The sequence below is a fragment of the Novosphingobium sp. fls2-241-R2A-195 genome (genome assembly GCF_030209485.1).
Classification (GTDB): domain Bacteria; phylum Pseudomonadota; class Alphaproteobacteria; order Sphingomonadales; family Sphingomonadaceae; genus Novosphingobium; species Novosphingobium resinovorum.
This window is the reverse complement of sequence record NZ_JARVRY010000017.1, coordinates 1-22,985: the sequence shown is the minus strand read 5'-3', so window position 1 is coordinate 22,985 and position 22,985 is coordinate 1. Positions and strand designations below refer to the sequence as shown.

21 protein-coding genes are annotated in these 22,985 nt (G+C 67.5%); 18 read left to right on the top strand and 3 right to left on the bottom strand.

The genetic code is table 11. The annotated features are described in order from the left end of the window. The first annotated feature begins 10 nt into the window (after window positions 1-10). Complete coding sequence (locus tag QRN25_RS13600; protein WP_285019889.1) at window positions 11-1,114, top strand: NAD(P)-dependent alcohol dehydrogenase; 1,104 nt, start codon at window positions 11-13, stop codon at window positions 1,112-1,114. Window positions 1,115-1,238: 124 nt separating this feature from the next. On the opposite strand, the gene QRN25_RS13595 is transcribed toward QRN25_RS13600, so the two are convergent. Next, on the bottom strand, window positions 1,239-1,874 hold the full coding sequence (locus QRN25_RS13595; RefSeq protein WP_285019888.1) for a TetR/AcrR family transcriptional regulator: 636 nt from the start codon (window positions 1,872-1,874) through the stop codon (window positions 1,239-1,241). Between the two features lie 144 nt (window positions 1,875-2,018). On the opposite strand from QRN25_RS13595, the gene QRN25_RS13590 reads away from it, so the two are divergent. Genes QRN25_RS13590 through QRN25_RS13560 form a run of 7 tightly spaced genes read left to right on the top strand, consistent with a single transcriptional unit; the run spans window position 2,019 to window position 8,737 of the window. Continuing rightward, a complete protein-coding gene (locus QRN25_RS13590) occupies window positions 2,019-2,780 on the top strand; it encodes an SDR family NAD(P)-dependent oxidoreductase (protein WP_008833185.1) in 762 nt (253 codons plus the stop codon). Then, on the top strand, window positions 2,777-3,967 hold the full coding sequence (locus QRN25_RS13585; protein ID WP_285019887.1) for an acyl-CoA dehydrogenase family protein: 1,191 nt from the start codon (window positions 2,777-2,779) through the stop codon (window positions 3,965-3,967). Before QRN25_RS13590 ends, QRN25_RS13585 begins: the two co-directional genes overlap by 4 nt. Further along, a complete protein-coding gene (locus tag QRN25_RS13580; protein ID WP_285019886.1) occupies window positions 3,954-5,027 on the top strand; it encodes a phosphotransferase in 1,074 nt (357 codons plus the stop codon). The genes QRN25_RS13585 and QRN25_RS13580 overlap by 14 nt, the downstream gene beginning before the upstream one ends. Further along, window positions 5,024-5,812 carry an enoyl-CoA hydratase/isomerase family protein gene (locus QRN25_RS13575; RefSeq protein WP_285019885.1) on the top strand — a complete coding sequence of 263 codons (789 nt, stop codon included), beginning with the start codon at window positions 5,024-5,026 and terminating at the stop codon, window positions 5,810-5,812. The genes QRN25_RS13580 and QRN25_RS13575 overlap by 4 nt, the downstream gene beginning before the upstream one ends. A gap of 2 nt (window positions 5,813-5,814) precedes the next feature. Further along, window positions 5,815-6,975: an acetyl-CoA C-acetyltransferase gene (locus QRN25_RS13570; RefSeq protein WP_285019884.1), complete on the top strand. Its 1,161-nt coding sequence runs from the start codon at window positions 5,815-5,817 to the stop codon at window positions 6,973-6,975. Next, entirely contained in the window at window positions 6,975-7,967 is a 993-nt protein-coding gene (locus QRN25_RS13565; protein ID WP_285019883.1) for an NAD(P)H-dependent flavin oxidoreductase, read from the top strand. Before QRN25_RS13570 ends, QRN25_RS13565 begins: the two co-directional genes overlap by 1 nt. Continuing rightward, window positions 7,964-8,737, top strand: coding sequence for an enoyl-CoA hydratase-related protein (locus QRN25_RS13560; protein WP_285019882.1), 774 nt, complete (start codon window positions 7,964-7,966; stop codon window positions 8,735-8,737). The genes QRN25_RS13565 and QRN25_RS13560 overlap by 4 nt, the downstream gene beginning before the upstream one ends. Window positions 8,738-8,912: 175 nt before the next feature. Here QRN25_RS13560 and bioB read toward each other — a convergent pair whose 3' ends face one another. After that, a complete protein-coding gene (gene bioB, locus QRN25_RS13555; RefSeq protein ID WP_285019881.1) occupies window positions 8,913-9,971 on the bottom strand; it encodes a biotin synthase BioB in 1,059 nt (352 codons plus the stop codon). A gap of 127 nt (window positions 9,972-10,098) precedes the next feature. Here bioB and QRN25_RS13550 point away from each other — a divergent pair, with 127 nt between their 5' ends. Genes QRN25_RS13550 through QRN25_RS13525 form a run of 6 tightly spaced genes read left to right on the top strand, consistent with a single transcriptional unit; the run spans window position 10,099 to window position 17,766 of the window. Continuing rightward, window positions 10,099-11,640, top strand: a complete 1,542-nt coding sequence (locus QRN25_RS13550; protein ID WP_285019880.1) for a hypothetical protein — start codon at window positions 10,099-10,101, stop codon at window positions 11,638-11,640. Beyond that, window positions 11,637-12,140 carry an acetyl-CoA carboxylase biotin carboxyl carrier protein gene (gene accB / locus QRN25_RS13545; RefSeq protein ID WP_285019879.1) on the top strand — a complete coding sequence of 168 codons (504 nt, stop codon included), beginning with the start codon at window positions 11,637-11,639 and terminating at the stop codon, window positions 12,138-12,140. Before QRN25_RS13550 ends, accB begins: the two co-directional genes overlap by 4 nt. Window positions 12,141-12,144: 4 nt before the next feature. Beyond that, entirely contained in the window at window positions 12,145-13,512 is a 1,368-nt protein-coding gene (locus QRN25_RS13540) for an acetyl-CoA carboxylase biotin carboxylase subunit (RefSeq protein WP_285019878.1), read from the top strand. Window positions 13,513-13,517: 5 nt separating this feature from the next. Further along, window positions 13,518-14,975 carry a pyruvate carboxylase gene (locus QRN25_RS13535; protein WP_285019877.1) on the top strand — a complete coding sequence of 486 codons (1,458 nt, stop codon included), beginning with the start codon at window positions 13,518-13,520 and terminating at the stop codon, window positions 14,973-14,975. 23 nt (window positions 14,976-14,998) lie between these two features. Then, window positions 14,999-16,543 (top strand): class I adenylate-forming enzyme family protein, encoded by a 1,545-nt coding sequence (locus QRN25_RS13530; protein WP_285019876.1) that lies wholly within the window; start codon window positions 14,999-15,001, stop codon window positions 16,541-16,543. After that, the gene (locus QRN25_RS13525; RefSeq protein WP_285019875.1) at window positions 16,543-17,766 is read left to right on the top strand and encodes a thiolase family protein; all 1,224 of its coding nucleotides are present in this window, start codon (window positions 16,543-16,545) and stop codon (window positions 17,764-17,766) included. Before QRN25_RS13530 ends, QRN25_RS13525 begins: the two co-directional genes overlap by 1 nt. 199 nt (window positions 17,767-17,965) lie before the next feature. Here the strand turns inward: QRN25_RS13525 and surE are convergent, their stop codons facing one another. Further along, window positions 17,966-18,736 (bottom strand): 5'/3'-nucleotidase SurE, encoded by a 771-nt coding sequence (surE, locus tag QRN25_RS13520; RefSeq protein ID WP_285019874.1) that lies wholly within the window; start codon window positions 18,734-18,736, stop codon window positions 17,966-17,968. 144 nt (window positions 18,737-18,880) lie between these two features. Here surE and QRN25_RS13515 point away from each other — a divergent pair, with 144 nt between their 5' ends. From QRN25_RS13515 to QRN25_RS13500, 4 genes are read left to right on the top strand one after another with little or no spacing between them, the layout of a single operon-like run. Further along, entirely contained in the window at window positions 18,881-19,630 is a 750-nt protein-coding gene (locus tag QRN25_RS13515; protein WP_285019873.1) for a PEP-utilizing enzyme, read from the top strand. Between the two features lie 11 nt (window positions 19,631-19,641). Continuing rightward, on the top strand, window positions 19,642-20,244 hold the full coding sequence (locus QRN25_RS13510; RefSeq protein WP_285019872.1) for a hypothetical protein: 603 nt from the start codon (window positions 19,642-19,644) through the stop codon (window positions 20,242-20,244). Between the two features lie 2 nt (window positions 20,245-20,246). Beyond that, complete coding sequence (locus QRN25_RS13505; protein ID WP_285019871.1) at window positions 20,247-21,953, top strand: pyruvate, phosphate dikinase; 1,707 nt, start codon at window positions 20,247-20,249, stop codon at window positions 21,951-21,953. A gap of 4 nt (window positions 21,954-21,957) precedes the next feature. Next, window positions 21,958-22,353 carry a biotin/lipoyl-containing protein gene (locus QRN25_RS13500; protein ID WP_285019870.1) on the top strand — a complete coding sequence of 132 codons (396 nt, stop codon included), beginning with the start codon at window positions 21,958-21,960 and terminating at the stop codon, window positions 22,351-22,353. Window positions 22,354-22,985 lie beyond the last annotated feature (632 nt).

Below are 22,985 nucleotides of genomic sequence, written 5' to 3'. Positions count from 1 at the left end.
GAGAGCGCCCATGCACACCACCGCCGCCATCGCGCGCGAGGCCCACGGTGACTTCACCGTCGAGCCGGTCGACCTTGCCGAGCCCCGCGCGGGTGAGGTGCGGGTGCGGATCGCGGGCGTCGGCCTGTGCCACACCGACCTCATCGCGCGCGACCAGTTCATCCCGATCCCGCTGCCCGCCGTGCTCGGCCACGAAGGCGCCGGGATCGTCGAGGCGGTGGGTGAGGGCGTCACCAAGGTTGTCGTTGGTGATCGCGTGGTGCTGGGCTTCTCCAGCTGCGGCCACTGCCCCCGCTGCGAAGAACACCTGCCCTCCTACTGCCGCGAGTTCCCGGTTCTGAACTACGCAGGCGCGCGCGGCGACGGCAGCACCGCGATCAGCATCGACGGCGCGGCGGTGTCGGCCAACTTCTTCGGCCAGTCTTCCTTCGCCGCCCATGCCGTGACGCACGAACGCAACCTCGTGAAGATCACCCGCGACGACGTGCCGCTGGAACTGCTCGGGCCGCTCGGCTGCGGGTTCCAGACCGGCGCGGGCGGGGTGATGCGATCGCTAGCGTGCCCGGCCGGATCGAGCATCGCGATCTTCGGCGGCGGCCCGGTGGGGCTGGCGGCGGTCATGGGCGCGGTGGTGCAGGCGTGCGCGACAATCATCCTCGTCGAACCCTTCGCCACCCGCCGCGCCATGGCGCTGGACCTTGGCGCAACCCACGTCATCGATCCGGCTGAGGGCGATGTCGGCGCCGCGATCCGGGCGATCCTCCCCGATGGCGTGGAGTTCGCCTTCGAGACGAGCGGGCGCGAGGCTGTCGTCGAAACCGCGCTGGCATCGTTGTCCAGCCACGGCCTGCTGGGCCTTGTCGGCGTGCCCCCTCGGCCCGAGAGCAGCCTGTCGATCAACCTCGCCTCGCTCATCACTTACGGCCACCGCATCCACGGCATCGTCGAGGGCGACAGCGACCTCCAGACTTTCATCCCGCAATTGGTCGAGCTTTACCGCGAAGGCCGCTTCCCGTTCGACAAGCTGATCCGCACCTACTCCCTCGCGCAGATCAACGAGGCGGTCGCCGCGCAACTGAGCGGTGAGTGCATCAAGGCCGTGCTGGTCCCCTAGAGAGCACGATGTCTCCACACCCCTTCGTCATTGCGAGCGTAGCGAAGCAATCCAGGGCGGTTTGCTTTGCCCTGGATTGCTTCGCTGCGCTCGCAATGACGAGGGTGGGGTGATGCTCAGGGCGTCAGGAACGCGGCGCGAGGCCCCGCACCAGCACGTCGACCATCGTGGTGGCCAGCGCCTCGGCGCTCTGTTCGCCTTGCGCCGCGTACCACTGTCCGGGCCAGTTGAGCGCGCCGGCCAGCGTGAAGGCGGTCATCCGCACGTCGAGCGGCGCGATCGAGCCGTCCTCGACGCCCGCCGCCACCAGATCGCGCATCGCCTGGTCGATCCGCCGCTTGAGCGCCCGGAAATGCGCGCGGCCTTCTTCGGACAGCACATTGTCGTCGGTGCGCACCACGCAGCGGCCGAAATCGTCCATGTTGATCTCGGCATAACGGTGCAGGAAATGCGTGAGCCGCGTCAGCCCGTTGCCCGGTTCGCGCTCCGCTTCGGCCGCCGCCTCGCGCAGCAGGTCGAGGCCGCGGCTGATGCATTCCAGCAGCACCTGCTCCTTGTTGCCGAGGTAGCGGTAGATCGTCGGCTTGCTGATGCGCAGGCTGGCGGCGACCTCGTCGAGCGAGGCGGCCTGGAAGCCGCGCGCGTTGAAGGCGCGCACGGCCGCAAGCAGTACGGCCTCGCGCTTCTGGTCCTTCTCGCGAAGGCGGTCCTCGGGCGAACGGAACGGGGAATCGATGAAGTCTTGCTCAGGTGTCGTCACGGCTTTTCCTTGTTGGGCGACATTGACAAGAAACGCGTCGTTATGCAACGTACTCACGAGTACATAAGAAACCAATGAGTTTCATGAGCCTGCCGGAGACGCGATTCGCGCTGGTTCGGCGGGCGGTTTGGAAAGGGATTCCTGATGAAGATCGAAGGCGTGGCGGCAATCGTGACCGGCGGCGCATCCGGCCTTGGCGCGGGCACCGCGCGGCGGCTGGCGGCCGCGGGGGCCAAGGTGACCCTGTTCGACCTCAACGCCGAACTGGGCGCGGCGACAGCACGCGAGATCGGCGGGCACTTCGTATCGGTCAACGTGACCGACGAGGGCGCCGTCGAGGCCGCGCTGGAAGAGGCCGAAGGGCTGAACGGCAAGGCCCGCATTCTCGTCAACTGCGCCGGGATCGGCCCGCCCGCCAAGGTGATCGGACGCGACGGCAAGGCGATCCCGCTCGCGGATTTCTCGAAGATCGTGACGATCAACCTGATCGGCAGCTTCAACGTCCTGTCGAAGTTCGCCGCCCGCCTGCACGATGCCGATCCCATCGGCGAGGAGCGCGGGGTGATCGTCAACACCGCCTCGGTCGCGGCCTATGACGGGCAGATCGGGCAGGCGGCCTATGCGGCGTCGAAGGGCGGCATCGTCGGCCTGACGCTGCCGGTGGCGCGCGAATTCGCCCGCTACGGCATCCGCGTGATGACGATCGCGCCGGGCATCTTCTGGACCCCGCTGCTCGCCACGCTGCCGCAGGAAGCGCAGGATTCGCTGGGAAAACAGGTGCCGTTCCCCAGCCGTCTGGGTCAGCCCGACGAATATGCGCAACTGGTCGAGAGCATCGTCACCAACCCGATGCTCAACGGCGAAACGATCCGCCTCGACGGCGCCATCCGGATGGCGCCGAAGTGAGCGGTGTACCCGGTGCCGGTCCCGAACTGACCGCCGAGATCGCCGCGAAAGTCGAAGCCTTCGTGCGCGATGTCGTCGCGCCTTACGAGAAGGACCCGCGCCGCGATCACCACGATTGTCCAGCTGAGGAACTGGTCGCCGAACTGAAGGACAAGGCGCGCGAGGCCGGGGTGCTGACGCCGCACATCCTGCCCGACGGCCGCCACCTGACCCAGCGCGAGACGGCGGTGGTGCTGCGCGCCTCGGGCCTCTCGCCGCTCGGGCCGCTGGCGCTCAACACCGCCGCGCCGGACGAGGGCAATATGTACCTGCTCGGCAAGGTCGGCAGTGCGGCGATCAAGGAACGGTTCCTGAAGCCGCTGGTGGAAGGGCGCGCGCGCTCGGCTTTCTTCATGACCGAACCGGCGGACGAGAACGGCGCCGGGTCCGACCCTTCGATGATGCTGACGACCTGCCATCTCGACGGCAATCACTGGGTCATCAACGGGCGCAAGGCGTTCATCACCGGCGCGGAAGGCGCGCAGGTTGGCATCGTCATGGCGAAGTCCACGGACGGCGCCTGCATGTTCCTGGTCGATCTGCCCGACCCGGCGATCCGCATCGAGCATGTGCCCAACACCATCGATTCCTCGATGCCGGGCGGCCATGCCGTGGTCGCCATCGAGAACCTGCGCGTGCCGGCCGACCAGATGTTGGGGCAGTCGGGCGAGGGGTTCCGTTATGCGCAAGTGCGGCTCGCGCCCGCGCGGCTGTCGCACTGCATGCGTTGGCTGGGCGCCTGCATCCGCGCCAACGAGATCGCCACCGACTACGCCAATCGCCGCATGGCCTTCGGCAAGCCGCTGATCGACCACGAAGGCGTCGGCTTCATGCTGGCCGACAACCTGATCGACCTGAAGCAGAGCGAACTCATCATCGACTGGTGCGCGGACGTTCTCGACGCGGGCGAGGCGGGCGGCACCGAAAGCTCGATGGCCAAGGTCGCGGTGTCCGAGGCGCTGATGCGGGTGGCGGATCGCTGCGTGCAGGTGATGGGCGGGCAGGGCGTGACCGCCAACACCATCGTCGAGCAGGTGTTCCGCGAAATCCGCGCCTTCCGCATCTACGACGGCCCCACCGAAGTCCACAAGTGGAGTCTCGCCAAGAAGATCAAGCGGGACTGGAAGAAGTCACATGAGCAGCACTGACGCCGCCGCCAATGCCGGCACCGGCGCCGTACGCGAGGGCTATCGCTTCGACGAGGCGCGGCTGGCGGCGTGGATGGACGCGCATGTCGAGGGCTTCGCCGGTCCGCTCACGGTCGAGCAGTTCAAGGGCGGGCAGTCCAACCCGACTTACAAGCTGGTCACGCCGGGGCGCGCCTACGTGCTGCGCCGCAAGCCGCCGGGGCAGGTGCTGAAAGGCGCCCACGCGGTCGAGCGCGAGGCGCGGGTGCTCTCCGCGCTGGGCACGACCGGCTTCCCGGTGGCGCACGTCCATGGCCTGTGCCTGGACGAGAGCGTCATCGGCAGCTGGTTCTACGTGATGGAGATGGTCGAGGGCCGCATCTTCTGGGATGCGACCTTCCCCGATGTCCCGCGCGAGGAGCGCGCCGCCTACTTCGCCGCGATGAACGAGACGATCGCCGCGCTGCACCGGATCGAGCCGGATGCGGTGGGGCTGGGCGACTACGGCAAGCCGGGCAATTACTTCGAACGCCAGATCGCCCGCTGGTCGCGCCAGTATCTGGAGGACACCGAGGCGGGCCGCGATCCGGGTATGGACCGGCTGATCGAATGGCTCCCCACGGCGATCCCGGCGGGCGACGAGACGCGCATCGTCCACGGCGACTTCCGCTGCGACAACATGATCTTTCATCCCACGCAGCCGCGCGTGCTCGCGGTGCTGGACTGGGAACTCTCGACGCTGGGGCATCCTCTGGCGGACTTCGCCTATCACGCGATGATGTTCCGCATGCCGCCCGATATCGTCGCCGGGCTGGGCGGCGCGGACATCGCGGCGCTGAGTATCCCGTCGGAGGCCGAATACCTTGCCGCCTATTGTCGCAATGTGGGGCGCCCGCCGATCTCGGAGCAGGACTATGCGTTCTGCATCGCGTTCAACTACTTCCGGCTGGCGGCGATCTTCCACGGCATCAAGGGGCGCGTGATCCGGGGCACGGCGGCGTCCGAACACGCCCGCGAGCGTGCCGCCAGCCTGCCGCGCATCGTCGCGCTGGCAGTGGAAAGCATGGAGGCCTGCCTGTGAGTGAAACACCTGTCCTGTTCGACCTTGCGGACGGCATCGCCCGCGTCACCCTCAACCGGCCCGAAGCGGGCAACGCCATCGACCTCGCCATGGCGCGCGCCTTGGCCGAAATCGCCATCCGCTGCGAGACGGACACCGCGATCCGCTGCGTCGTCCTCACCGGCGCGGGGCGGCTGTTCTGCGCGGGCGGCGATGTGGGGCTGTTCAAGTCCTCGGGCGATCGTGTCGATGCACTGCTGAGCGAACTGGCGGGCACGCTGCACATGGCGCTCACCCGCTTCGCGCGCATGGCCAAGCCGCTCTTGGTGCTGGTCAACGGACCGGCGGCGGGGGCTGGCCTCAGCCTCGCGATCGGCGGCGACGTGGTGCTCTGCGCGCGCTCGGCGCATTTCACCGCCGCTTACGGCACGCTCGGCCTGACGCCTGACGGCGGCATGAGCTGGTGGCTGCCGCGCCTCGTGGGCCTCCGCAAGGCGCAGGAGATCATCCTGACCAACCGCCGCATCAAGGCCGACGAGGCCGAGGCGATCGGCATGGTTACCCGCACCGTCGATGACGAAGCGCTGGCCACCGAGGGCGAGGCACTCGCGGCCCGCTTGGCCGATGCCGCCGTGGGTGCGCTTGGCGCGGCGCGGGGACTGCTGCGGCAGAGTCTTGAAACCAGCCTCGACGCGCAGCTGGAACGCGAAGTCGCGGCGATCACCCGGTCGGGCGCCGCCCCCGAATGCCGTGAGGGCCTTGCCGCCTACTTCGAAAAGCGCTCTCCCAACTTCAAGGATCTGTGACCATGGCCGAAGCCTATATCGTCGAAGCCGTCCGCACCGCAGGCGGGCGCCGTAACGGCAAGCTCGCGGGATGGCACCCTGCCGACATGGCGGGCGAGGTGCTCAACGCGCTGGTGGACCGCGCCGGGCTGGACCCGGCGGTGGTCGAGGACGTCATCCTCGGCTGCGTGACGCAGGCGGGCGAGCAGGCCTTCGCCTTCGCGCGCAATGCGGTGCTGGCCTCGAAGCTGCCGGTCAGCGTGCCCGCCGTCACCATCGATCGTCAGTGCGGTTCCTCGCAGCAGTCGGTGCAGTTCGCGGCGCAGGCGGTCATGTCCGGCATGCAGGACGTGGTGATCGCGGCGGGTGCGGAGAGCATGACGCGCGTGCCGATGTTCTCCAACACCGCCTACCACGCGAAGGAAGGCGTCGGCGTCGGCCCGTTCAGCCCGCGCATCCAGCAGCGCTTCGGGGTGGAAAGCTTCAGCCAGTTCGGCGGCGCCGAGATGATCGCCACCAAGTACGGCTTCGACCGCGAGACGCTCGACCGCTTCGCGCTGGAAAGCCACCGCCGTGCCGCCGCCGCCACGAAGGCGGGCGCGTTCGAACGTGAGATCGTGCCGCTCGATGTGGACGGCGTGCCCCATGTCACGGATGAGGGCATCCGTTACGACGCGACGCTGGAAAGCATCGGTTCGGTCAGGCTGCTGCAGGAGGGCGGGGTGATTTCCGCCGCCAACGCCAGCCAGATCTGCGACGGCGCCTCGGGCGCGCTGGTGGTGTCGGAGCGGGCGCTCAAGGACTACGGCCTCACCCCGATCGCGCGCATCGTCGACATGGTGGTGACGGCGGGCGACCCCGTCATCATGCTGGAGGAACCGATCCCAGCGACGCAGAAGGCCCTGAAGCGCGCCGGACTGCGGATCGAAGATATCGACCTCTACGAAGTGAACGAGGCCTTCGCGCCGGTGCCGCTGGCCTGGCTTCAGGCGCTGGGCGGCGATCCTGAAAAGCTCAACGTCAACGGCGGCGCCATCGCGCTGGGCCATCCGCTGGGCGCCAGCGGCACGAAGCTGATGGCCACGCTCGTCCACGCCCTGAAGGCGCGCGGCAAGCGCTATGGCCTGCAGACCATGTGCGAAGGCGGCGGCATCGCCAACATCACCATCCTGGAGGCGCTGTAATGGGCCTGCGCACACGCTTCACCGACCTCGTCGGCATCGAGCATCCCATCGTTCAGGGCGGGATGATGTGGGTGGGCCGCGCCGAACTGGCGGCGGCGGTTTCCAACGCGGGCGGGCTCGGCATCCTGACCGCGCTGACCCAGCCCACGCCTGATGACTTGCGCCGCGAGATCGACCGCTGCCGGGCCTTGACCGACAAGCCCTTCGGCGTGAACCTTACGATCCTGCCCTCGGTCAGCCCGCCGCCTTACGCCGAATACCGCAAGGCGATCATCGACAGCGGCGTCACCATCGTCGAAACCGCAGGTCACCGCCCGCAGGAGCATGTCGAGGACTTCAAGGCCCACGGCGTCACCGTGATCCACAAGTGTACGGCGGTTCGCCACGCCCTGTCGGCCGAGCGGATGGGCGTGGACGCGATCTCGATCGACGGCTTCGAATGTGCGGGCCATCCGGGCGAGGATGATATTCCCGGCCTCATCCTGATCCCGGCGGCGGCCGACAAGCTGACGATCCCGATGATCGCCAGCGGCGGCTTCGGCGACGGGCGCGGCCTTGCCGCCGCGCTGGCGCTGGGGGCGGACGGCATCAACATGGGCACCCGCTTCTGCGCCACCGTGGAAGCGCCGATCCATGAGCGGGTGAAGCAGTTCATCGTCGACAACGACGAGCGCGGCACCAACCTGATCTTCCGCAAGTTCCACAATACCGGCCGCGTCGCGAAGAACAGCGTGTCCGATCAGGTGGTGGAGATTTCCGCCCGCGACGGCGCGGTGTTCGAGGATATCCGTCCACTGGTCTCGGGCGCGAAGGGGCGCACAGCGCTGGAGACGGGCGATCTCGACGCCGGGCTCGTCTGGGCCGGGCAGGTGCAGGGGCTGATCCACGACATTCCGACTTGCGCCGAACTGGTCGGCCGGATCGTACGGGATGCGGAAAGCATCATCGTCTCGCGGCTGGCGGGCATGGTCGCGGAGAAGGTGACGGCATGAGCGAACTCGTCACCGTCACGCGCGAAGGGCCGCTGACGATCATCACCATCAACCGGCCCGAGGCAAGCAATGCGCTGAACGCCGACGCGCAAGTGGCGATGGACGCGGCCTTCGGTTCCTTCGCGGCGGACGACGACCAGTGGGTCGCCATCGTCACCGGGGCAGGGCCGAAGGCGTTCTGCGCCGGGCACGACCTCAAGCAGCAGGCGGCGGGCGGGGAACTGGTGTCGCCGCCCAACGGCTTCGGCGGGCTGACCGGGCGCAAGGGGTTGAACAAGCCGGTGATCGCCGCCGTCAACGGCGTGGCGATGGGCGGCGGCTTCGAACTGGCGCTGGCCTGCGACATCGTGGTGGCGGCGACCCATGCAGCGTTCGCGCTGCCCGAGGTTCGCGTCGGGCTGGCGGCGCTGGGCGGGGGTATCCAGATCCTGCCGCAGGTGGTCGGCGCGAAGCACGCGATGGGCATGCTGCTGACCGGACGGCGCGTCTCGGCGCAGGAGGGCCATGCGCTCGGCTTCGTCAACGAAGTGGCCGAAGGCGACGTGCTTGAGGCTGCGCGGCGCTGGGCGGAGCTGATCCTCGGCGGCAGTCCGATGGCGGTGCGCGCCACCAAGGAAGCGGTCGGGCGCGGCCTGTCCACGCCTTACGACCAGGCTTTCGCCGAGCAGTGGAGCTACCCTGCGATGCAGGCGATGCTGGCCTCCGAGGACTACGTCGAAGGCCCGCGCGCCTTCGCCGAGAAGCGCAGGCCGGAGTGGAAGGGACGCTGATCCCCTTTAACGGTGGTGTGGAACCGCCGCGGTGTAAGGCCCACCCCGTTCGGCTAGTTCGCTGCGCTCCCAAGCCTTCCGGCCCTCCCGCGAGCGGGAGGGGGAGCGAGACTTAGGCCGCAGGCCTTAGTCGCAGCGGGGTGGGCCTTGCGCTACGCCAGAAGCGCAGGCGGGCCTACTCCGTAGCTTCCAGCTTGGCGCAGCCCTTGGGCATGCGCTGGGCTTCGACTTGCGCGGGCGTCAGTTCGATGGCCATCGGCTTGAGGCCGAGGCGAGCGAACATCGCCAGGTCGCTGTCGTCGCCCGCGTTGGGCGCGGTGAGCAGCTTGTCGCCGGTGAATATCGAGTTCGCGCCGGCCATGAAGCACATCGCCTGCGTCATCTCCGACATCGACTCGCGCCCGGCCGATAGGCGAACCATTGAGCCCGGCATGGTAATGCGTGCGACCGCCACGGTGCGCACGAACTCCACGTCGTCGATCTTGGCAAGCGGCGTATCGGCCAGCATGTCGCCGAGCACAGTGCCCTTTACCGGCACCAGCGCGTTGACCGGCACCGACTGCGGGTGCTCGGGCAGCGTGGCAAGCGTGTGGACGAAGCCCACGCGGTCGGCCCGCGTCTCGCCCATGCCGACGATGCCGCCCGAGCACACGTTGATGCCTGCCATGCGCACGTTCGACAGCGTATCGAGGCGGTCGTCCATCGTGCGCGTGGTGATGACCTGATCGTAGCGTTCAGGGCTCGTGTCGATGTTGTGGTTGTAGTAGTCGAGGCCCGCGTCGCTCAGCATGTCGGCTTGGCTTGGCGTCAGCATGCCCAGCGTCATGCAGGTTTCCATGCCCATTGCGCGCACGCCCTTCACCATCTCGATGATGGCGGGCATGTCGCGGTCCTTGGGGTTGCGCCAGGCCGCGCCCATGCAGAAGCGGGTCGAACCCTGATCCGCCGCCTGCGCCGCGCGCTGGAGCACCTGCTGCACCTCCATCAGCTTGGTCGCCTTGACGCCGCTGTTGGCCGAAACCGACTGCGAGCAGTACCCGCAATCTTCCACGCACCCGCCGGTCTTGATCGAGAGCAGCGTGGAAAGCTGCACTTCGTCCGCCTTGTGGCTGGCGCGGTGAACTTCGGCGGCGCGGAAGACCAGCTCAGTGAACGGCAGGTCGAACAGCGCCGCGATTTCCTCGCGGGTCCAGTCGGTACGAGGGGTGGTGGAGAACGGCGATCTCTGCGGCATTTCTGGTACTCTCCCGATGTGTCCGGCCGTCTACGGCAAATTCTATCGATCAAAATCGTAGGACGATATTGACAGACCACGAAGCTGTAGTCCACAAGGTTCGCAACAAAGACAAGGGCAGGGGATGATGACCGACTACGTTCGCTTGCTGGAGGCCAACAACGCTATCCAGACCATAGGTGATGATACCTATTGGCTCTGTGTGACGCGCACCGTGCAGGAATCGAAGCTGTTTCCCGTGCCGTCGTACATGCTGCTTTCGTACCTCTGCTGCTTCTACCGCTACCCGGAATTGCTGCGGAAGGTGGAGGCGGTGATGCCGGCCGAGGAGGTGGGCGACCGCTCGCGCCTGATCGGCGGCAAGCTGGGCAACCTGCCGGGCTGGGCGCTGCCGACCTTCTACCTGCTGGGCCGCGAGATCCTCATCAACTTCGGCATGCTCGCGCCCGAGGATGCGGCGGAGGATGTGGCTTATGTCATGGACTTCTGGCGCCGCTTCAAGCTGGCGCAGCAGCGCGAGGACGGGCACCTCAACGCCCGCGAATTCGGCCAGCGCGTGCAGCACCTGCCCGAGCGCCGGGTGCAGCGCTTCCATTCCGAACTGCTGCCCTGCAAGCCCGGCGACCGGCTCGGTCATGCGGCGCAGGCGTTCCTGGCGACGGTGTCGCAGTACGGCTTTCTCGTCTCGTGCGAGAGCCGCTGTGCGCTGAACAATTCCGGGCCCTATCGCCTTGCCGAAGACCGCGAGATGATCATCCGCGACTTCACCGATCTGGCCGAGGGCGACTATCCCTGGCTCGACGGCGTGGCGGGCGACATCCCCTTCAGCAACCTGACGGTGACGATGGAGGCCACCGGCTGCCAGTTCTACCTGATGGACGACTGGGGCAGCTTCGAATCCCGCCCCGAATTCACCGCCGACAAGCTGACCGGCGTGGGCCTCTATACCTCCGATGCGCTGTCGGGCGGCTACATCCCGGTCGGCATGGGTTCGGCCGAGGAACTGGCCGCCACCTTCGAGGATCTGACCGACCGCATCCGCAAGGCCACCGTCGAACTGTGGAAGCGCACGGCCACCTGGTCGCGCGACGAGATGATGGATGCGGGCGCGCTCGTCTACTTCTCGCTCATCAAGGAGATCGCGCATATCGCGGGCGTCTACGACGTGAACGACTGGATGACGATCGACCCGCGCGCGGACCGGTTCCGCAGCCTGTTCAACGACGAGTTCGGCCGCGATTTCCTGGGCGAGATGGTGGGCCTCGTCTCGCTGCCGAGCCAGCAGCTCAATCGCTATGCGATGATGCAGCATAACAACAACCCGGTGCGCTACATCTCGCAGATCCCCTATTCGGTGCTGCAACGAGAGGGCGGCAAGCTGGCGCCGATCGGGCCGGGCGTCTCGCACCTCCCGCCGAAGCAGGACCTTTACACTACCACCGCCGGACGCCTGCCGCTGGCCGAGTACAACGCCCGCGCAAGGGCGCTGCAACCCGCGCAAATGGCGCCCGAGTATCGTTTCATCTGCGACACCACGGCCAAATTCCACCCCGACGATGCACAGGTTCAGGCGCTCTACCGGCTTGAACAGGAAGGCTCGCCGCTGGCGGGCCGGGGCGTGGGCCTCAGCCGTGACGATGTCGAAGCCATTCGGAGTGCGCGCGCATGAGCGGCAAAGACCCTGACGAAACCTCGCTGCCCGAACTGGAACTGCTGATTGCGGAGTTCAAGCAGTCGGGCCTTCGCGAACTGCACGCCCGCTGCGGCGAACTGGAGGTCTATCTCTCGCAGGATGCGGATGCCTCCGGGCTGGACGCCCCGCGTGTCTCGGTCGCCGCGCCCGTTGCCAGCGCTGTGCCTGCCTCAAAGGCCGCCGCGCCTGCAGCTGCCGTGGCGGCACCGGCGGGAGCGCCTGCAGTGCCGGACGGCGCGGTCCTCGTGACGGCGCCATACCTCGGCACCTTCTACCGCGCGCCCAAGCCCGGTGCGACCAACTATGTCGAGGTGGGCGGCCATGTTTCCGCCGAAACCGAAGTCTGTCTGGTCGAGGTGATGAAGCTGTTCACCGCCGTGCGCGCCGGGGCCGCTGGCACCGTTCTGGAAGTGCTCGCCAGCGACGGCGATCTGGTTTCGGCCGGGCAGCCGCTCTTCGTGATCCGGCCGGAATAGCGCCATGGCCCTGTCCCGCCTCTTCATCGCCAACCGGGGGGAAATCGCCCTTCGCGTGCTTCGCGCCGCGCAGGGGCTGAACCTGGAAACCGTGATCGGCGTCTCCGATGCCGACCGCGACAGCGTGACCGCAAGGCTGGCCGACCGAGCGCTGGTGCTTGGCCCCGGACCTGCGGCTAAAAGCTATCTCGACGCGAAACTGGTGGTGCAGGCCGCCAAGGCCAGCGGGTGTGACGCGCTCCATCCCGGATACGGCTTCCTGTCCGAACGCGCCGAACTGGCACGGCTCTGCAAGGAGCACGGCATCACTTTCGTCGGCCCCGAAGCGGACATGATCGAAGCGCTGGGCGACAAATTGCGCGCGCGAGAGATGGCCGCTGCCGCAGGCGTACCGCTGGTGCCCGGCAGCGGCGAGATCGCCTCTGCCGCCGATGCCCGCCGGATCGCCGGGGAGATCGGCTATCCCGTGCTGCTGAAAGCGGCCGCGGGCGGCGGCGGGCGCGGCATGGTCATCGTCAACAGCCCGTCCGAAGTCGAAGCCGGATATCACCGCGCCAGCGCTGAGGCGCTTGCCGCCTTCAACGACGGCACGCTGTTCATGGAACGCTTCGTGCCCGAGGCGCGCCACGTCGAAGTCCAGCTCATGGGCGACGGGCAGGGCGAAGTGATCCACTTCGGCGAGCGCGACTGCTCGGTCCAGCGCCGCTATCAGAAGGTGGTGGAGGAAGCGCCCTGCGTGGCGATGCCCGATGGCCTGCGCGCGCAGCTGCACGAAGCGGCGGTGAACCTCGCGAAGAGCGTCAACTACCGCAACGCCGGGACGTGCGAGTTCCTCTACGACGTGATGCGCGAGGAGATTTACTTCATCGAGGTCAACGCCCGCATCCAGGTGGAGCATCCGGTCAGCGAGATGGTGACCGGCCGCGATCTGGTGCAGGAGCAGCTGCGCGTCGCGGCGGGCAAGGGCCTGTCGGTGCGCCAGCAGGATGTCGTGCTCACCGGCCACGCCATCGAATGCCGCATCAATGCCGAGGACACCGCGCGCGATTTCGTGCCGGTGCCCGGCACCGTCACCCGCTGGCGCCCGCCCGAGGGCGAGGGCATCCGCCTCGACAGCCACATGCGTGAAGGCGCAAGCATCCCGCCATTCTACGACAGCATGATCGGCAAGCTGATCGTCCACGCCGCCACCCGCGACGCCGCGATCGACCGCATGATCGGCGCGCTCGACGCCTTCGAGGTCGAGGGCGTGCCCACCACCATCCCGCTCCACCGCGAGATCCTTCGCGACGAGCAATTCCGGTCGAACACCATTCACACCCGCTGGCTGGAACAGGACCTGTTCACCGCGCAGCGCATGGCAGCGGAGTAATCCCCATGGCGCATATCCAGTTCCTCGACGAAACCCTGCGCGACGGCCAGCAGAGCCTGTGGGGCATGCGCATGCAGGCGGGCATGGCCCTGCCGGTGGCGCCGCTGATCGACAAGACCGGCTACCAGATCATCAGCCTGGCCGGTTCCTCGCTGTTCGAAGTGCTGATCCGGCATTGCCAGGAAGACCCCTGGGCGGGCCTCGACCTGCTGGTGAAGGCGATGCCGGACACGCCCTTGCGCGCCGGGTGCCGCTCCAACGGGTCGGTGACTTTCGGCTTCACGCCCGATGCGCTGATGGACATCTGGGTCGATCGCCTCTGCGCGCACGGAATCCGCAGCTTCTGGCTCTATGACGTGCTGTTCAACATCGACAAGATGCACCGCCTCGCGCGCATCGCCAAGCGGCACCAGTGCCAGGTGGCGGGCACGATGCTGTTCACGCTCTCCCCGGTCCACGACGATGCCTATTACGCGGACAAGGCGGACAAGCTTTCGGCGCTGGACGAGGTGGACAGCCTGCTGCTCTACGACACCGGCGGCGTGCTCGATCGAGACCGGATTTCCACGCTGGTCCCCGCGATCAAGGCCAAGGCGCGCGGCAAGCCGATCGAGATGCATGCCAACAACATGCTCGGCCAGTCGGCCAAGTCCTATATCGACGCGATCGAGTTCGGGGTGACGACGATCCACACCGCCGTGCGCCCGATGGCCAACGGTCCCTCGATCCCCTCGGTCGAGATCATGGCCCGCAATGTCGAGATGCTGGGCCATACCCATAACCTCGACACGTCGCTGTTCAAGCCGGTGGCCGATCACTTCGAGAAGGTCGGCAAAGCGGCCGGGTTCCTGGTGAACCAGCATTTCGAGTACGACGTCACCTCGCTCAAGCACCAGATCCCGGGCGGCATGATGGGCACCCTGCGCGCGCAGCTGGTGCAGCAGAACATGCTCGATCGCCTGCCCGACGTGCTGGAGGAGGTCGCGCGCGTGCGCCGCGAGCTGGGCTATCCCGGCATGGCGACGCCGTTCGCGCAGCTGGTCGGCACGTTGGCAGTGCTCAACATCGTGACGGGCAAGCGCTACTCGGTGGTGCCGGACGAAGTGATCCAGTACGCAGCCGGTTTCTATGGCGAGCCCGTCGCGCCGATCGACGCCGATGTGCTGGACCGCATCCTGTCGAAACCGCGCGCCAAGGAAATCCTCGCCAGCCCGCCCGAACAGCCCGACCGCGAGGAACTGCATCGCCGCCACGGCACCGGCGGGGATGACGACGAACTACTGCTGCGCGCACTGGTGCCGTCCGCCGACATCGACCGCATGCGCCTCTCGGGCGCCCCGCGCCGGGACTATCCGACGCTATCCTCGCCCGAACTGGATCAGGTGGCGCGGCTGATGAAGGTGGCGAACCTGCCGTTGGTGCAACTGCGCTCCAGCCAGCTCGAACTCTCGATGCGGCGCTGACGAACGGGAACGCGCGGATGCGGATGATCGACTTTTTCGACCGCGGCGCGCGCATGGGCGCCGACCGGGCCTGCATGATCGAAGGCGATACGGTCAGTACGTATGGCGAGGTCAGGGCGCGCAGCGATGCCATCGCCCGGGCCCTGATCGCCGACGGCTTCCCGGCGGGCGGTCACGCGGCGGTACTGAGCGGCAACAGCGTCCGCGCCTTCGAGGCGATCCTGGGCATCCTGCGCGCCGACGGCGTGTGGGTGATGGCCAACAACCGCGCCTCGCTGGACGAGAACGCCTACCTGCTCGACCTGCTCGATGTGGACACGCTTTTCGTCCATTCCGAAGTGGCGGACCGGGTCGCGCATTTCCGCGAGGCCTGCCCCAACATCCGCCGCTTCATCGCGCTCGACCGGGCGTTCCCGGAAGCCGACTGTTTCCTCGGCGACATGCTGGTGGAGAGCGACGAACCCGTCCCCCAGCGTCGTTCGGGCGCGGCAGAGGAACTGGGCTTCCTCGCCAATACCGGCGGCACTACCGGACGCTCCAAGGGCGTGATGCTGTCGAACGGCAACTGGCAGGCGCTGGTGTCCAGCCTCGCCGCCTCGATGCCGATGAAGCGCCCGCCGGTGAACCTCGTCGCCGCGCCGATGACCCATGCGGCGGGGCCGCTGGCGCTGGCCAGCATGGCGCTGGGCGGGACGGTGGTGGTGCTGCCGCGCTTCGATGCGGCCGAAGTGGTGGCGGCTATCGCGCGCCACCGCGTCACCTACATGTTCCTGCCCCCGACCGCGATCTACATGCTGCTGGCGGAGCCGTCCGCGCAGACCGCCGATTTCTCCAGCCTCGAATATATCTCCTACGCCGGGGCGCCGATGTCGCTCGACCGGCTGAAGGAGGCCATCGCGCTGCTGGGCCCGGTGATGAACGCCAGCTTCGGCCAGACCGAGGCGCCGATGTGCGTCACCGCGATGCCGCCGCATGAACATCTGGACGATGCCGGCAACCTCGCGCATCCCGGCTCCTGCGGACGCGCGAACCTGCTGTCCATCGTCGAGATCATGGATGACGACGGTCGCATTCTCGGGCCCGGAGAGCGCGGCGAGATCGTCGTGCGCGGGCCGCTGGTGATGCAGGGCTACTACAAGAACCCGGAGGCGACCGCCGAAGTCTCTGCCCACGGCTGGCACCATACCGGCGACATCGGCCTGCGCGACGATCAAGGCTGGTTCTACGTGGTGGACCGCAAGAAAGACATGATCATCTCCGGCGGCTTCAACGTCTACCCGGCCGAAGTCGAGCAGGCGCTCATGGCCGATCCGCAAGTGCAGGACTGCGCCGTGATCGGGGTGCCTGACGACAAGTGGGGCGAGGCCGTCGTCGCCGTCGTCGAGCCGCGCGGCGGCTGCACCATCGATCTGGAGCGGTTGCTGACAGAGGCGCGCGAGAGGCTAGGCCCGGTCAAGACGCCCAAGCGGGTGGAAGTGATGGCCGCGCTGCCACGCTCCAACGCGGGCAAGGTGCTGCGCGCCGAACTGCGCAAGCGCCACTGGCAGGCGGCGGGAAGGGCGATCTGATGCGCGACGTGGTGATCCTCGGCGTCGGCATGACGCCTTTCGGCCGCCATCTGGACAAGAGCCACGAACAGCTCACGCAAGCCGCGGTGCGTCTGGCACTGGAGGATGCCGGGCTGGACGGCGCGGCGATCGACATGGCGGTCTACGCCAACGTCATTCAGGGTTTCTTCGCGGGCGAGATGTCCATCCCCGGCGAGTACGCGCTGCGCCCGCTCGGCATCTCCGGTGTGCGCGGGTTCCATGTCGAGCAGGCCTGCGCCAGCTCCACGGTGGGCCTGCACCTTGCAGTCGACTACGTGAAGGCGGGCCTTGCCGAAGTGGCACTCGTCGTCGGCGTGGAGAAGCTCTACAGCGACGACCGTGCCAAGCGCTTCGCCGTATTCCAGCAGCCGCGCGACATGGTGGAGGCGGCCGCCTATATCGAGCGCACCCGCGACCTCCTCGCCCCCGTCCCGGCGGATAAGGTCGCGGCCAGTCCCAATGTGCTGATGGAAGCCTATGCCGCGCAGGCGCGCCTGCACATGGGCACTTACGGATCGACGCAGGCCCAGATCGCGGCGGTGGCCGCCAAGGATCACCGGCACTCGCAGTTCAACCCGCTGGCGCAGTACCGCGAGGCGATGAGCGTCGCGGAAATCCTTGCCGCGCCGCAAGTCGCCTGGCCGCTGACCAACCCGATGTGCGCCCCGATCAGCGACGGCGCGGCGGCGGCGATCGTCTGCTCGGCGGATTTCGCGAAGCGCTTTTCGGGCACGCCGATCCGCGTGCTGGCAGCAGAAAACCGCACCGGCAGCGACCGCGCGCCGGACGACTATGCGAACCACGTCACCCGCAAGGTCGCGGCGCTGGCTTACGAGCGCGCTGGGGTCGGCCCGCAGGACGTGGACCTCGCCGAAGTCCATGACGCCAGTTCGATCGGCGAGATGATCCAGACCGAAGCGCTCCGCCTGTGCGCACCGGGAGAGGCCGGGCTCGCCGCCGAGCGCGGGGAGACGGCATTGGGCGGCCGGGTTCCGGTGAATGTCTCGGGCGGGCTGGTATCGAAGGGGCATCCGCTGGCAGCGACTGGGCTGGGGCAGATCCACGAACTCGTCACGCAGCTGCGCGGGCAGGCCGGCAAGCGACAAGTTGAAGGTGCGCGCGTGGCCGTGGCGGAGAATTCCGGCGGGTTCTACGGTGTCGAGGACGGCATGTCGGCGGTGACGATCCTCGCGCGGGATTGAGTGTTTCCTCCGTCATTGCGAGCATAGCGAAGCAATCCAGGGCGGCTCAAGACTGCCCTGGATTGCTTCGCTACGCTCGCAATGACGAAATGAGAGAGAGAACACGAGAGCTTCAGCCCCACCATCGTCATCGCGAGGCCCGAAGGGCCGCGGCAATCCAGGGCGGCGTAACGCTGCTCCCGGATCGCCGAGTCCCCTCTCAGGCAAACAGCGCCTCAAGCCCCGATTTCGCCGCATGCGCCGTCATGTCGAGCTGCATCGGCGTGATCGAGATCTCCCGGTCCAGCATCGCCTGCAGGTCGTTGCCCGGAGCATGGCCGCCCGCCGGGAGAGCGATCTTCACCCAGTAATACGGGAAGTGTCGCGCATCGACGCGCCGTTCCGGGATGAACGCGCCCGGCGGCCGCTGCCCTTGCGTCGTCACCCGAATGCCGGTCACTTCGTCGGCCGGGCATTCCGGGAAGTTGACGTTCACGAACAGCCCCGGCGTCCAGTCGAAGCGCAGCAGCTTCTCGATCACGTCACCGGCGAAACGCTCGGCATTGTCCCAAGGCACCGGGTTCGGCGGGCGGAAGCACTGGCTGAGCGCGATCGCCGGAATGCCCAGCAAGGCCCCCTCCATCGCCGCCGCCGCCGTGCCGGAATAGGTGATGTCCTCCGCCAGATTTGGGCCGCGATTGATGCCCGAGATCAGGATGTCAGGCCGCTTACCCTCGATCAGCTCGTATATCGCCAGAAGCGCGCAGTCGGTCGGCGTGCCCTTCACCGCGAAGTGCCGCTCGTCGCGCTGCTTCACGCGAATCGGCAGCGTGGTCGAGAACGAGTGCCCCGCACCCGAACGTTCGTCGTCCGGCGCCACGACCCACACGTCGTCGGTGAACCGGCGTACGATCTTCTCCAGCAGCACAAGGCCGGGCGCGTCGATGCCGTCGTCGTTGACGAGCAATACGCGCGGTGGGGTTTCAGTCATCCATATCCTCCCGATCATTCCCGACCGAGGGCTACGACAGCCTGCGCGCGCGGTCAAGATCGTCCGACGATTTCATCCAATCATGTTGACAGGGTGATCGGCATGCGGCATCCCTGTGCGCAACAAAGAGGATTGGGAGGGACCGTGGGCTCCGTTAAATTGCCTATCGACGACGTGCTGCACGCAGGTCCGCCGGCGACGCCGCTGGTGGAAGCCGTGCTGGACCTTGTGCGCGAACGCATCCGCGCGCGTTTCGGCGAATCGGCGCTGGACTGGGACGCCTTCGCGCTGACCGCCGCCGACGACCTCGTCACGCGTGAAGACATCGAGTCCGTCGAGGCCCGCATCCTCGCCAGCGGCCACCGATTCGACTGGTCCGCACGCGTCTCCGTCACCGAGCGGCCCGACGCGCACAAGCCCGATGGCACCGCTTCGGAAGCCAATACCGGCTTCGCCCATCCCGAGGCGCCCAGCGGCGATGCGGACGATGACGGCAAGGCCCTGCGGGGGCTTGGCGACAACGTCGTGCGCTATCCCAGCGACATCGTCGGCCAGGCGCTCTACGTGCGCTCGAACGAACGGGTCATGGAACTGCTGTCCAGCGGCGTCCCCACCGGCGCCATCGCCATCATCGACGATTCGGGCGGCACCTTGACCGCGCCGATCATCGACCAGTTCGCGGGTGTGGTCTGCGCCGGGGGCTCGGTCCGCTCGCACCTCGGCATCCTGACGCGCGAGTACAACATCCCCTGCCTGATGAACGCCAAAGTGGCGGGCATCCGCGAGGGCGATCGCATCTCGGTGGAAGTATCCGCCCCGGCCAAGACCACCGAGGACTATCAAAAGGGCGTCGAGCGCGTCGCGCGCGTCTGGGTGATCGGGGAGGCGGCGTGATGGCGACGACCATGACCGAGCGCGACCTGGTGCTCCATGCGACGGCGATCAAGCGCCATGCGCCGCTGCCCGCCATCGCCCACCTGGCGGGGCTTCCCGAAGCCACGGCGCAGGCGGTGATCGATCAGGCCGTCGCCACCGGCCGCGTGATCGAGGCGCGGGGGGCTTATGCGCTGACGCCGCTGGCGGGCGTGGCGCTCACCGCACGGTATGCGCGCCACTTTGCAGGTGTTCGCGAGGATGCGGCGTTCGTCGGCGCCTACGAAGGTTTCGAGCGGATTAACCGCACCCTCAAGCAGATCATCACCGATTGGCAGACGCTCGACATCGGTGGCGCCAAGGTGGCCAACGACCACAGCGACAAGGCCCACGACGAAGCGGTGATCGACCGCCTCGGCGCCCTGCACGAACAGGCTGAGCCGATCCTCGCCAAGCTGGCGGGCCGCCTGCCGCGCCTGCAATACTACGCCGACAAGCTGCTCGCCGCGCTGGAAGCGGCCGAGGACGGCGACCCCGAATGGGTCAGCGATATCCGGCGCGACAGCTACCATACCGTCTGGTTCGAACTGCACGAGGAACTGCTGCGGACCATGGGCCGCGAGCGGGAGGAATGACGATGGCCGACTGGACTCTCCTGCTCGACGGTGCCGAACTGCCCGACCGCGCGCTCATCGGCGGCAAGGCATGGTCGGTGGCGCGCATGGCCGCGCTCGGCCTCGATGTGCCGCCCGCCTTCGTCATCACGACAAAGGCCTGCCTCGCTTATCTGGAGCGCGGCGAAATGCCCGAGGGGCTAGAGGCGGAGATCGCCGCCGGGCTCGATTGGCTGCAACGCCGCACCGGCCGCAGTTTCGGCGCGGGTGAGAAGCGGCTGCTGCTCTCGATCCGATCGGGCGCGGCGATCTCGATGCCTGGAATGATGGACACCGTGCTCAACCTCGGCATCGACGATGACGGCGAGGCGGCGCTGGCGGCCGAGACGGGCTTGCCCGCCTTCGCCCGCGATACGCATCGGCGGTTCCTCGAACTCTACAGCGCGATCGTGCTCAAGCAGCCGGTCGAACTGGAGGCTGCCGAAAGCCCGACGCAGTGGCGCGCGGCGATCGGCGAGGTTCCAGGCGCGGTGCACGACCAGCTTCTCGGCGCGGTTCGGGCGGTGTTCGACAGCTGGAACACCCGCCGCGCCCGGCGTTACCGCGAACACAACGGCATCCCGCATGACATGGGCACGGCGGTGACGGTGCAGGCGATGGTCTTCGGCAACCTCGATGACCTGAGCGGCACCGGCGTCCTGTTCAGCCGCAATCCGCTGCAGGGCGACCCCGCACCTTATGGCGAATACCTGCCGCGCGCGCAGGGCGAGGACGTGGTTTCGGGCAAGTTCACCCCGCTGTCGCTGGGGGCTATGCAGGCGCATGTGCCCGAGGCGCACACCGCGCTGCTTGCCGCCAGCGACATGCTGGAGCGCGAGAACGGCGACGTGCAGGACATCGAGTTCACTGTGCAGTCGGGCAGGCTGTACCTGCTGCAATCCCGCTCGGCCAAGCGCGCCCCGGAGGCTGCGGTGCGGATCGCGGTGGACATGGTGGGCGAGGGGCGGATCGACGCCGCCACCGCGCTCTCCCGCGTCAGCGCCGAGCAGGTCTCGACACTGCTGCTGCCGCGCCTCGCCCCCCACGCCGCCGAGGGCGCACAGGTGGTGGCGCAAGGCGAGGGCGCATGCCCCGGCGTCGCGACGGGCGTGCTGGTCGCCGATTCCGACGAGGCCGAACGCCGCGCCGCCGCCGGGGAAGCGGTGATCCTGGTGCGCGCCACCACCAGTCCCGATGATGTCCACGGCATGATCGCCGCGCGCGCCGTCGTGACCGAGCAGGGCGGCTCCACCTCGCACGCCGCCGTCGTCAGCCGGGCGCTGGGGCGGCCCTGCGTGGTCGGCACCGGCAGCGGCGCACTGGCGCTGGCGGGGCAGGTGGTCACTGTCGACGGCGCCAGCGGCAAGGTCTTCGCAGGCGCACTCGCAACGCAGGTGCCGCGCGAGGACGAGGACGAGCGCCTCTCCCGCCTCATCGGCTGGGCGCGCGAGCGCTGCCCGATCGAAGTGCTGCGCCCCGGGGACGCCGCCTCCGCCGATGCGGTGGACGTCGATCTGCTGCTGGCCGAAGGCACCCACGAACAGCTGGCGAGCGCGCTGGCGGGCCACGCCGCGGCGCGCGGCAGCGGCCTTGCCAATGCCGAGATCGCGCGCATCGCCCGGCGCGCGGGGATTACACGCATGATAACCGAGCCGGTGCTCCCGGCCCTTCTGGTCGCACTGGAGGACTGAGCCGATGACCTCGCCCATTCACGATATCCGCGCGATGCTGCTGCAGTTCGAGCGCTCGCCGCTGAAGGACTTGTACTTTCGCTCGGCCGACTGGTCGCTGTTCCTCGCCCGGCCGGAGGGCGGCGCGAACCCGCTGCTGGCGCTGGAGGTCGGCGCGGCGGAGGCCGTCACTGCGGCCACGATCGCGGGCGTCGCGCAGGCGCCGCACCTCGGTTTGTTCGAGCCGTGCTGCGCGGCCGGAGACGCGGTGCAGGTTGGCGATGTGGTTGCCCGCCTCGATGTGCTGGGCCGCAAGACCGAGGTGGTCAGTACTGCTGCCGGCGTGGTCAGCGCGGTACGTCCGTTGGCAAATGACCTCGTCGAATACGGCGCCGATCTGGTGGAGATCGCGGCGGCCTGAGGCAGCAAGGTGACAGGGTTTACACGGTTGACACGGTCCAGGGGCAAAAGGTGTCACCTTGGGGCCTGAATGTGTCACCTTGCGGGGGTAAGGTGACACTTTTGATGAGAGATCTGTCACCTTGTGAGGGTGATGTGTAACCTTGTGGTGTAACCTTGGCGCGTTGGTGGGCATGGTGCGCAGAGTATCGGACGACGCCGTGTGTAGGAAAGCGGTCTGACCGGACACGCCCCATTGCGGCCTTAGCGCTACTGTCTATGATTGTGGAATGAAACGAATAGCCATTACTGTACAGCAGGTTTGGGTGAGAAATTTCCTCGGCCTAATCTCGTCTATTGCCGCAATGGCATGCTCCGTTGTGATATTCGCTATCATCCTTGAAGGAGAAAAAGGTCAGCTTCCGCGAGGTGACGAGTTCTTAAAGTCCTCGGTTTTTGGTTTCGCAATTTTGATTGCGTTTCTCTTGCTGCTTCGACCTCAGCGGTGGACGGTGGTTTTAGCCGTCGCCCTTTACCTATTACTGATCTTTCCAGTGTCGTTCGAAGTTGGCTGCGGTCTATATGGCCAGTGCATCTAAGGGTCGTGTCCCGCGGGGTGGTGTAGGAAGGTTTCCCTGAGAGGGTGGCCACCGT

Bases quoted from the DNA above. Each gene is read 5' to 3' on its own strand.
- QRN25_RS13600 (WP_285019889.1), top strand. From the start codon at position 11: ATGCACACCACCGCCGCCATCGCGCGCGAGGCCCACGGTGACTTCACC.
- QRN25_RS13590 (WP_008833185.1), top strand. From the start codon at position 2,019: ATGAAGATCGAAGGCGTGGCGGCAATCGTGACCGGCGGCGCATCCGGC.
- QRN25_RS13580 (WP_285019886.1), top strand. From the start codon at position 3,954: ATGAGCAGCACTGACGCCGCCGCCAATGCCGGCACCGGCGCCGTACGC.
- QRN25_RS13570 (WP_285019884.1), top strand. From the start codon at position 5,815: ATGGCCGAAGCCTATATCGTCGAAGCCGTCCGCACCGCAGGCGGGCGC.
- QRN25_RS13565 (WP_285019883.1), top strand. From the start codon at position 6,975: ATGGGCCTGCGCACACGCTTCACCGACCTCGTCGGCATCGAGCATCCC.
- QRN25_RS13560 (WP_285019882.1), top strand. From the start codon at position 7,964: ATGAGCGAACTCGTCACCGTCACGCGCGAAGGGCCGCTGACGATCATC.
- bioB (WP_285019881.1), bottom strand. From the start codon at position 9,971: ATGCCGCAGAGATCGCCGTTCTCCACCACCCCTCGTACCGACTGGACC.
- QRN25_RS13550 (WP_285019880.1), top strand. From the start codon at position 10,099: ATGACCGACTACGTTCGCTTGCTGGAGGCCAACAACGCTATCCAGACC.
- accB (WP_285019879.1), top strand. From the start codon at position 11,637: ATGAGCGGCAAAGACCCTGACGAAACCTCGCTGCCCGAACTGGAACTG.
- QRN25_RS13540 (WP_285019878.1), top strand. From the start codon at position 12,145: ATGGCCCTGTCCCGCCTCTTCATCGCCAACCGGGGGGAAATCGCCCTT.
- QRN25_RS13535 (WP_285019877.1), top strand. From the start codon at position 13,518: ATGGCGCATATCCAGTTCCTCGACGAAACCCTGCGCGACGGCCAGCAG.
- QRN25_RS13530 (WP_285019876.1), top strand. From the start codon at position 14,999: ATGATCGACTTTTTCGACCGCGGCGCGCGCATGGGCGCCGACCGGGCC.
- QRN25_RS13525 (WP_285019875.1), top strand. From the start codon at position 16,543: ATGCGCGACGTGGTGATCCTCGGCGTCGGCATGACGCCTTTCGGCCGC.
- surE (WP_285019874.1), bottom strand. From the start codon at position 18,736: ATGACTGAAACCCCACCGCGCGTATTGCTCGTCAACGACGACGGCATC.
- QRN25_RS13510 (WP_285019872.1), top strand. From the start codon at position 19,642: ATGACCGAGCGCGACCTGGTGCTCCATGCGACGGCGATCAAGCGCCAT.
- QRN25_RS13505 (WP_285019871.1), top strand. From the start codon at position 20,247: ATGGCCGACTGGACTCTCCTGCTCGACGGTGCCGAACTGCCCGACCGC.
- QRN25_RS13500 (WP_285019870.1), top strand. From the start codon at position 21,958: ATGACCTCGCCCATTCACGATATCCGCGCGATGCTGCTGCAGTTCGAG.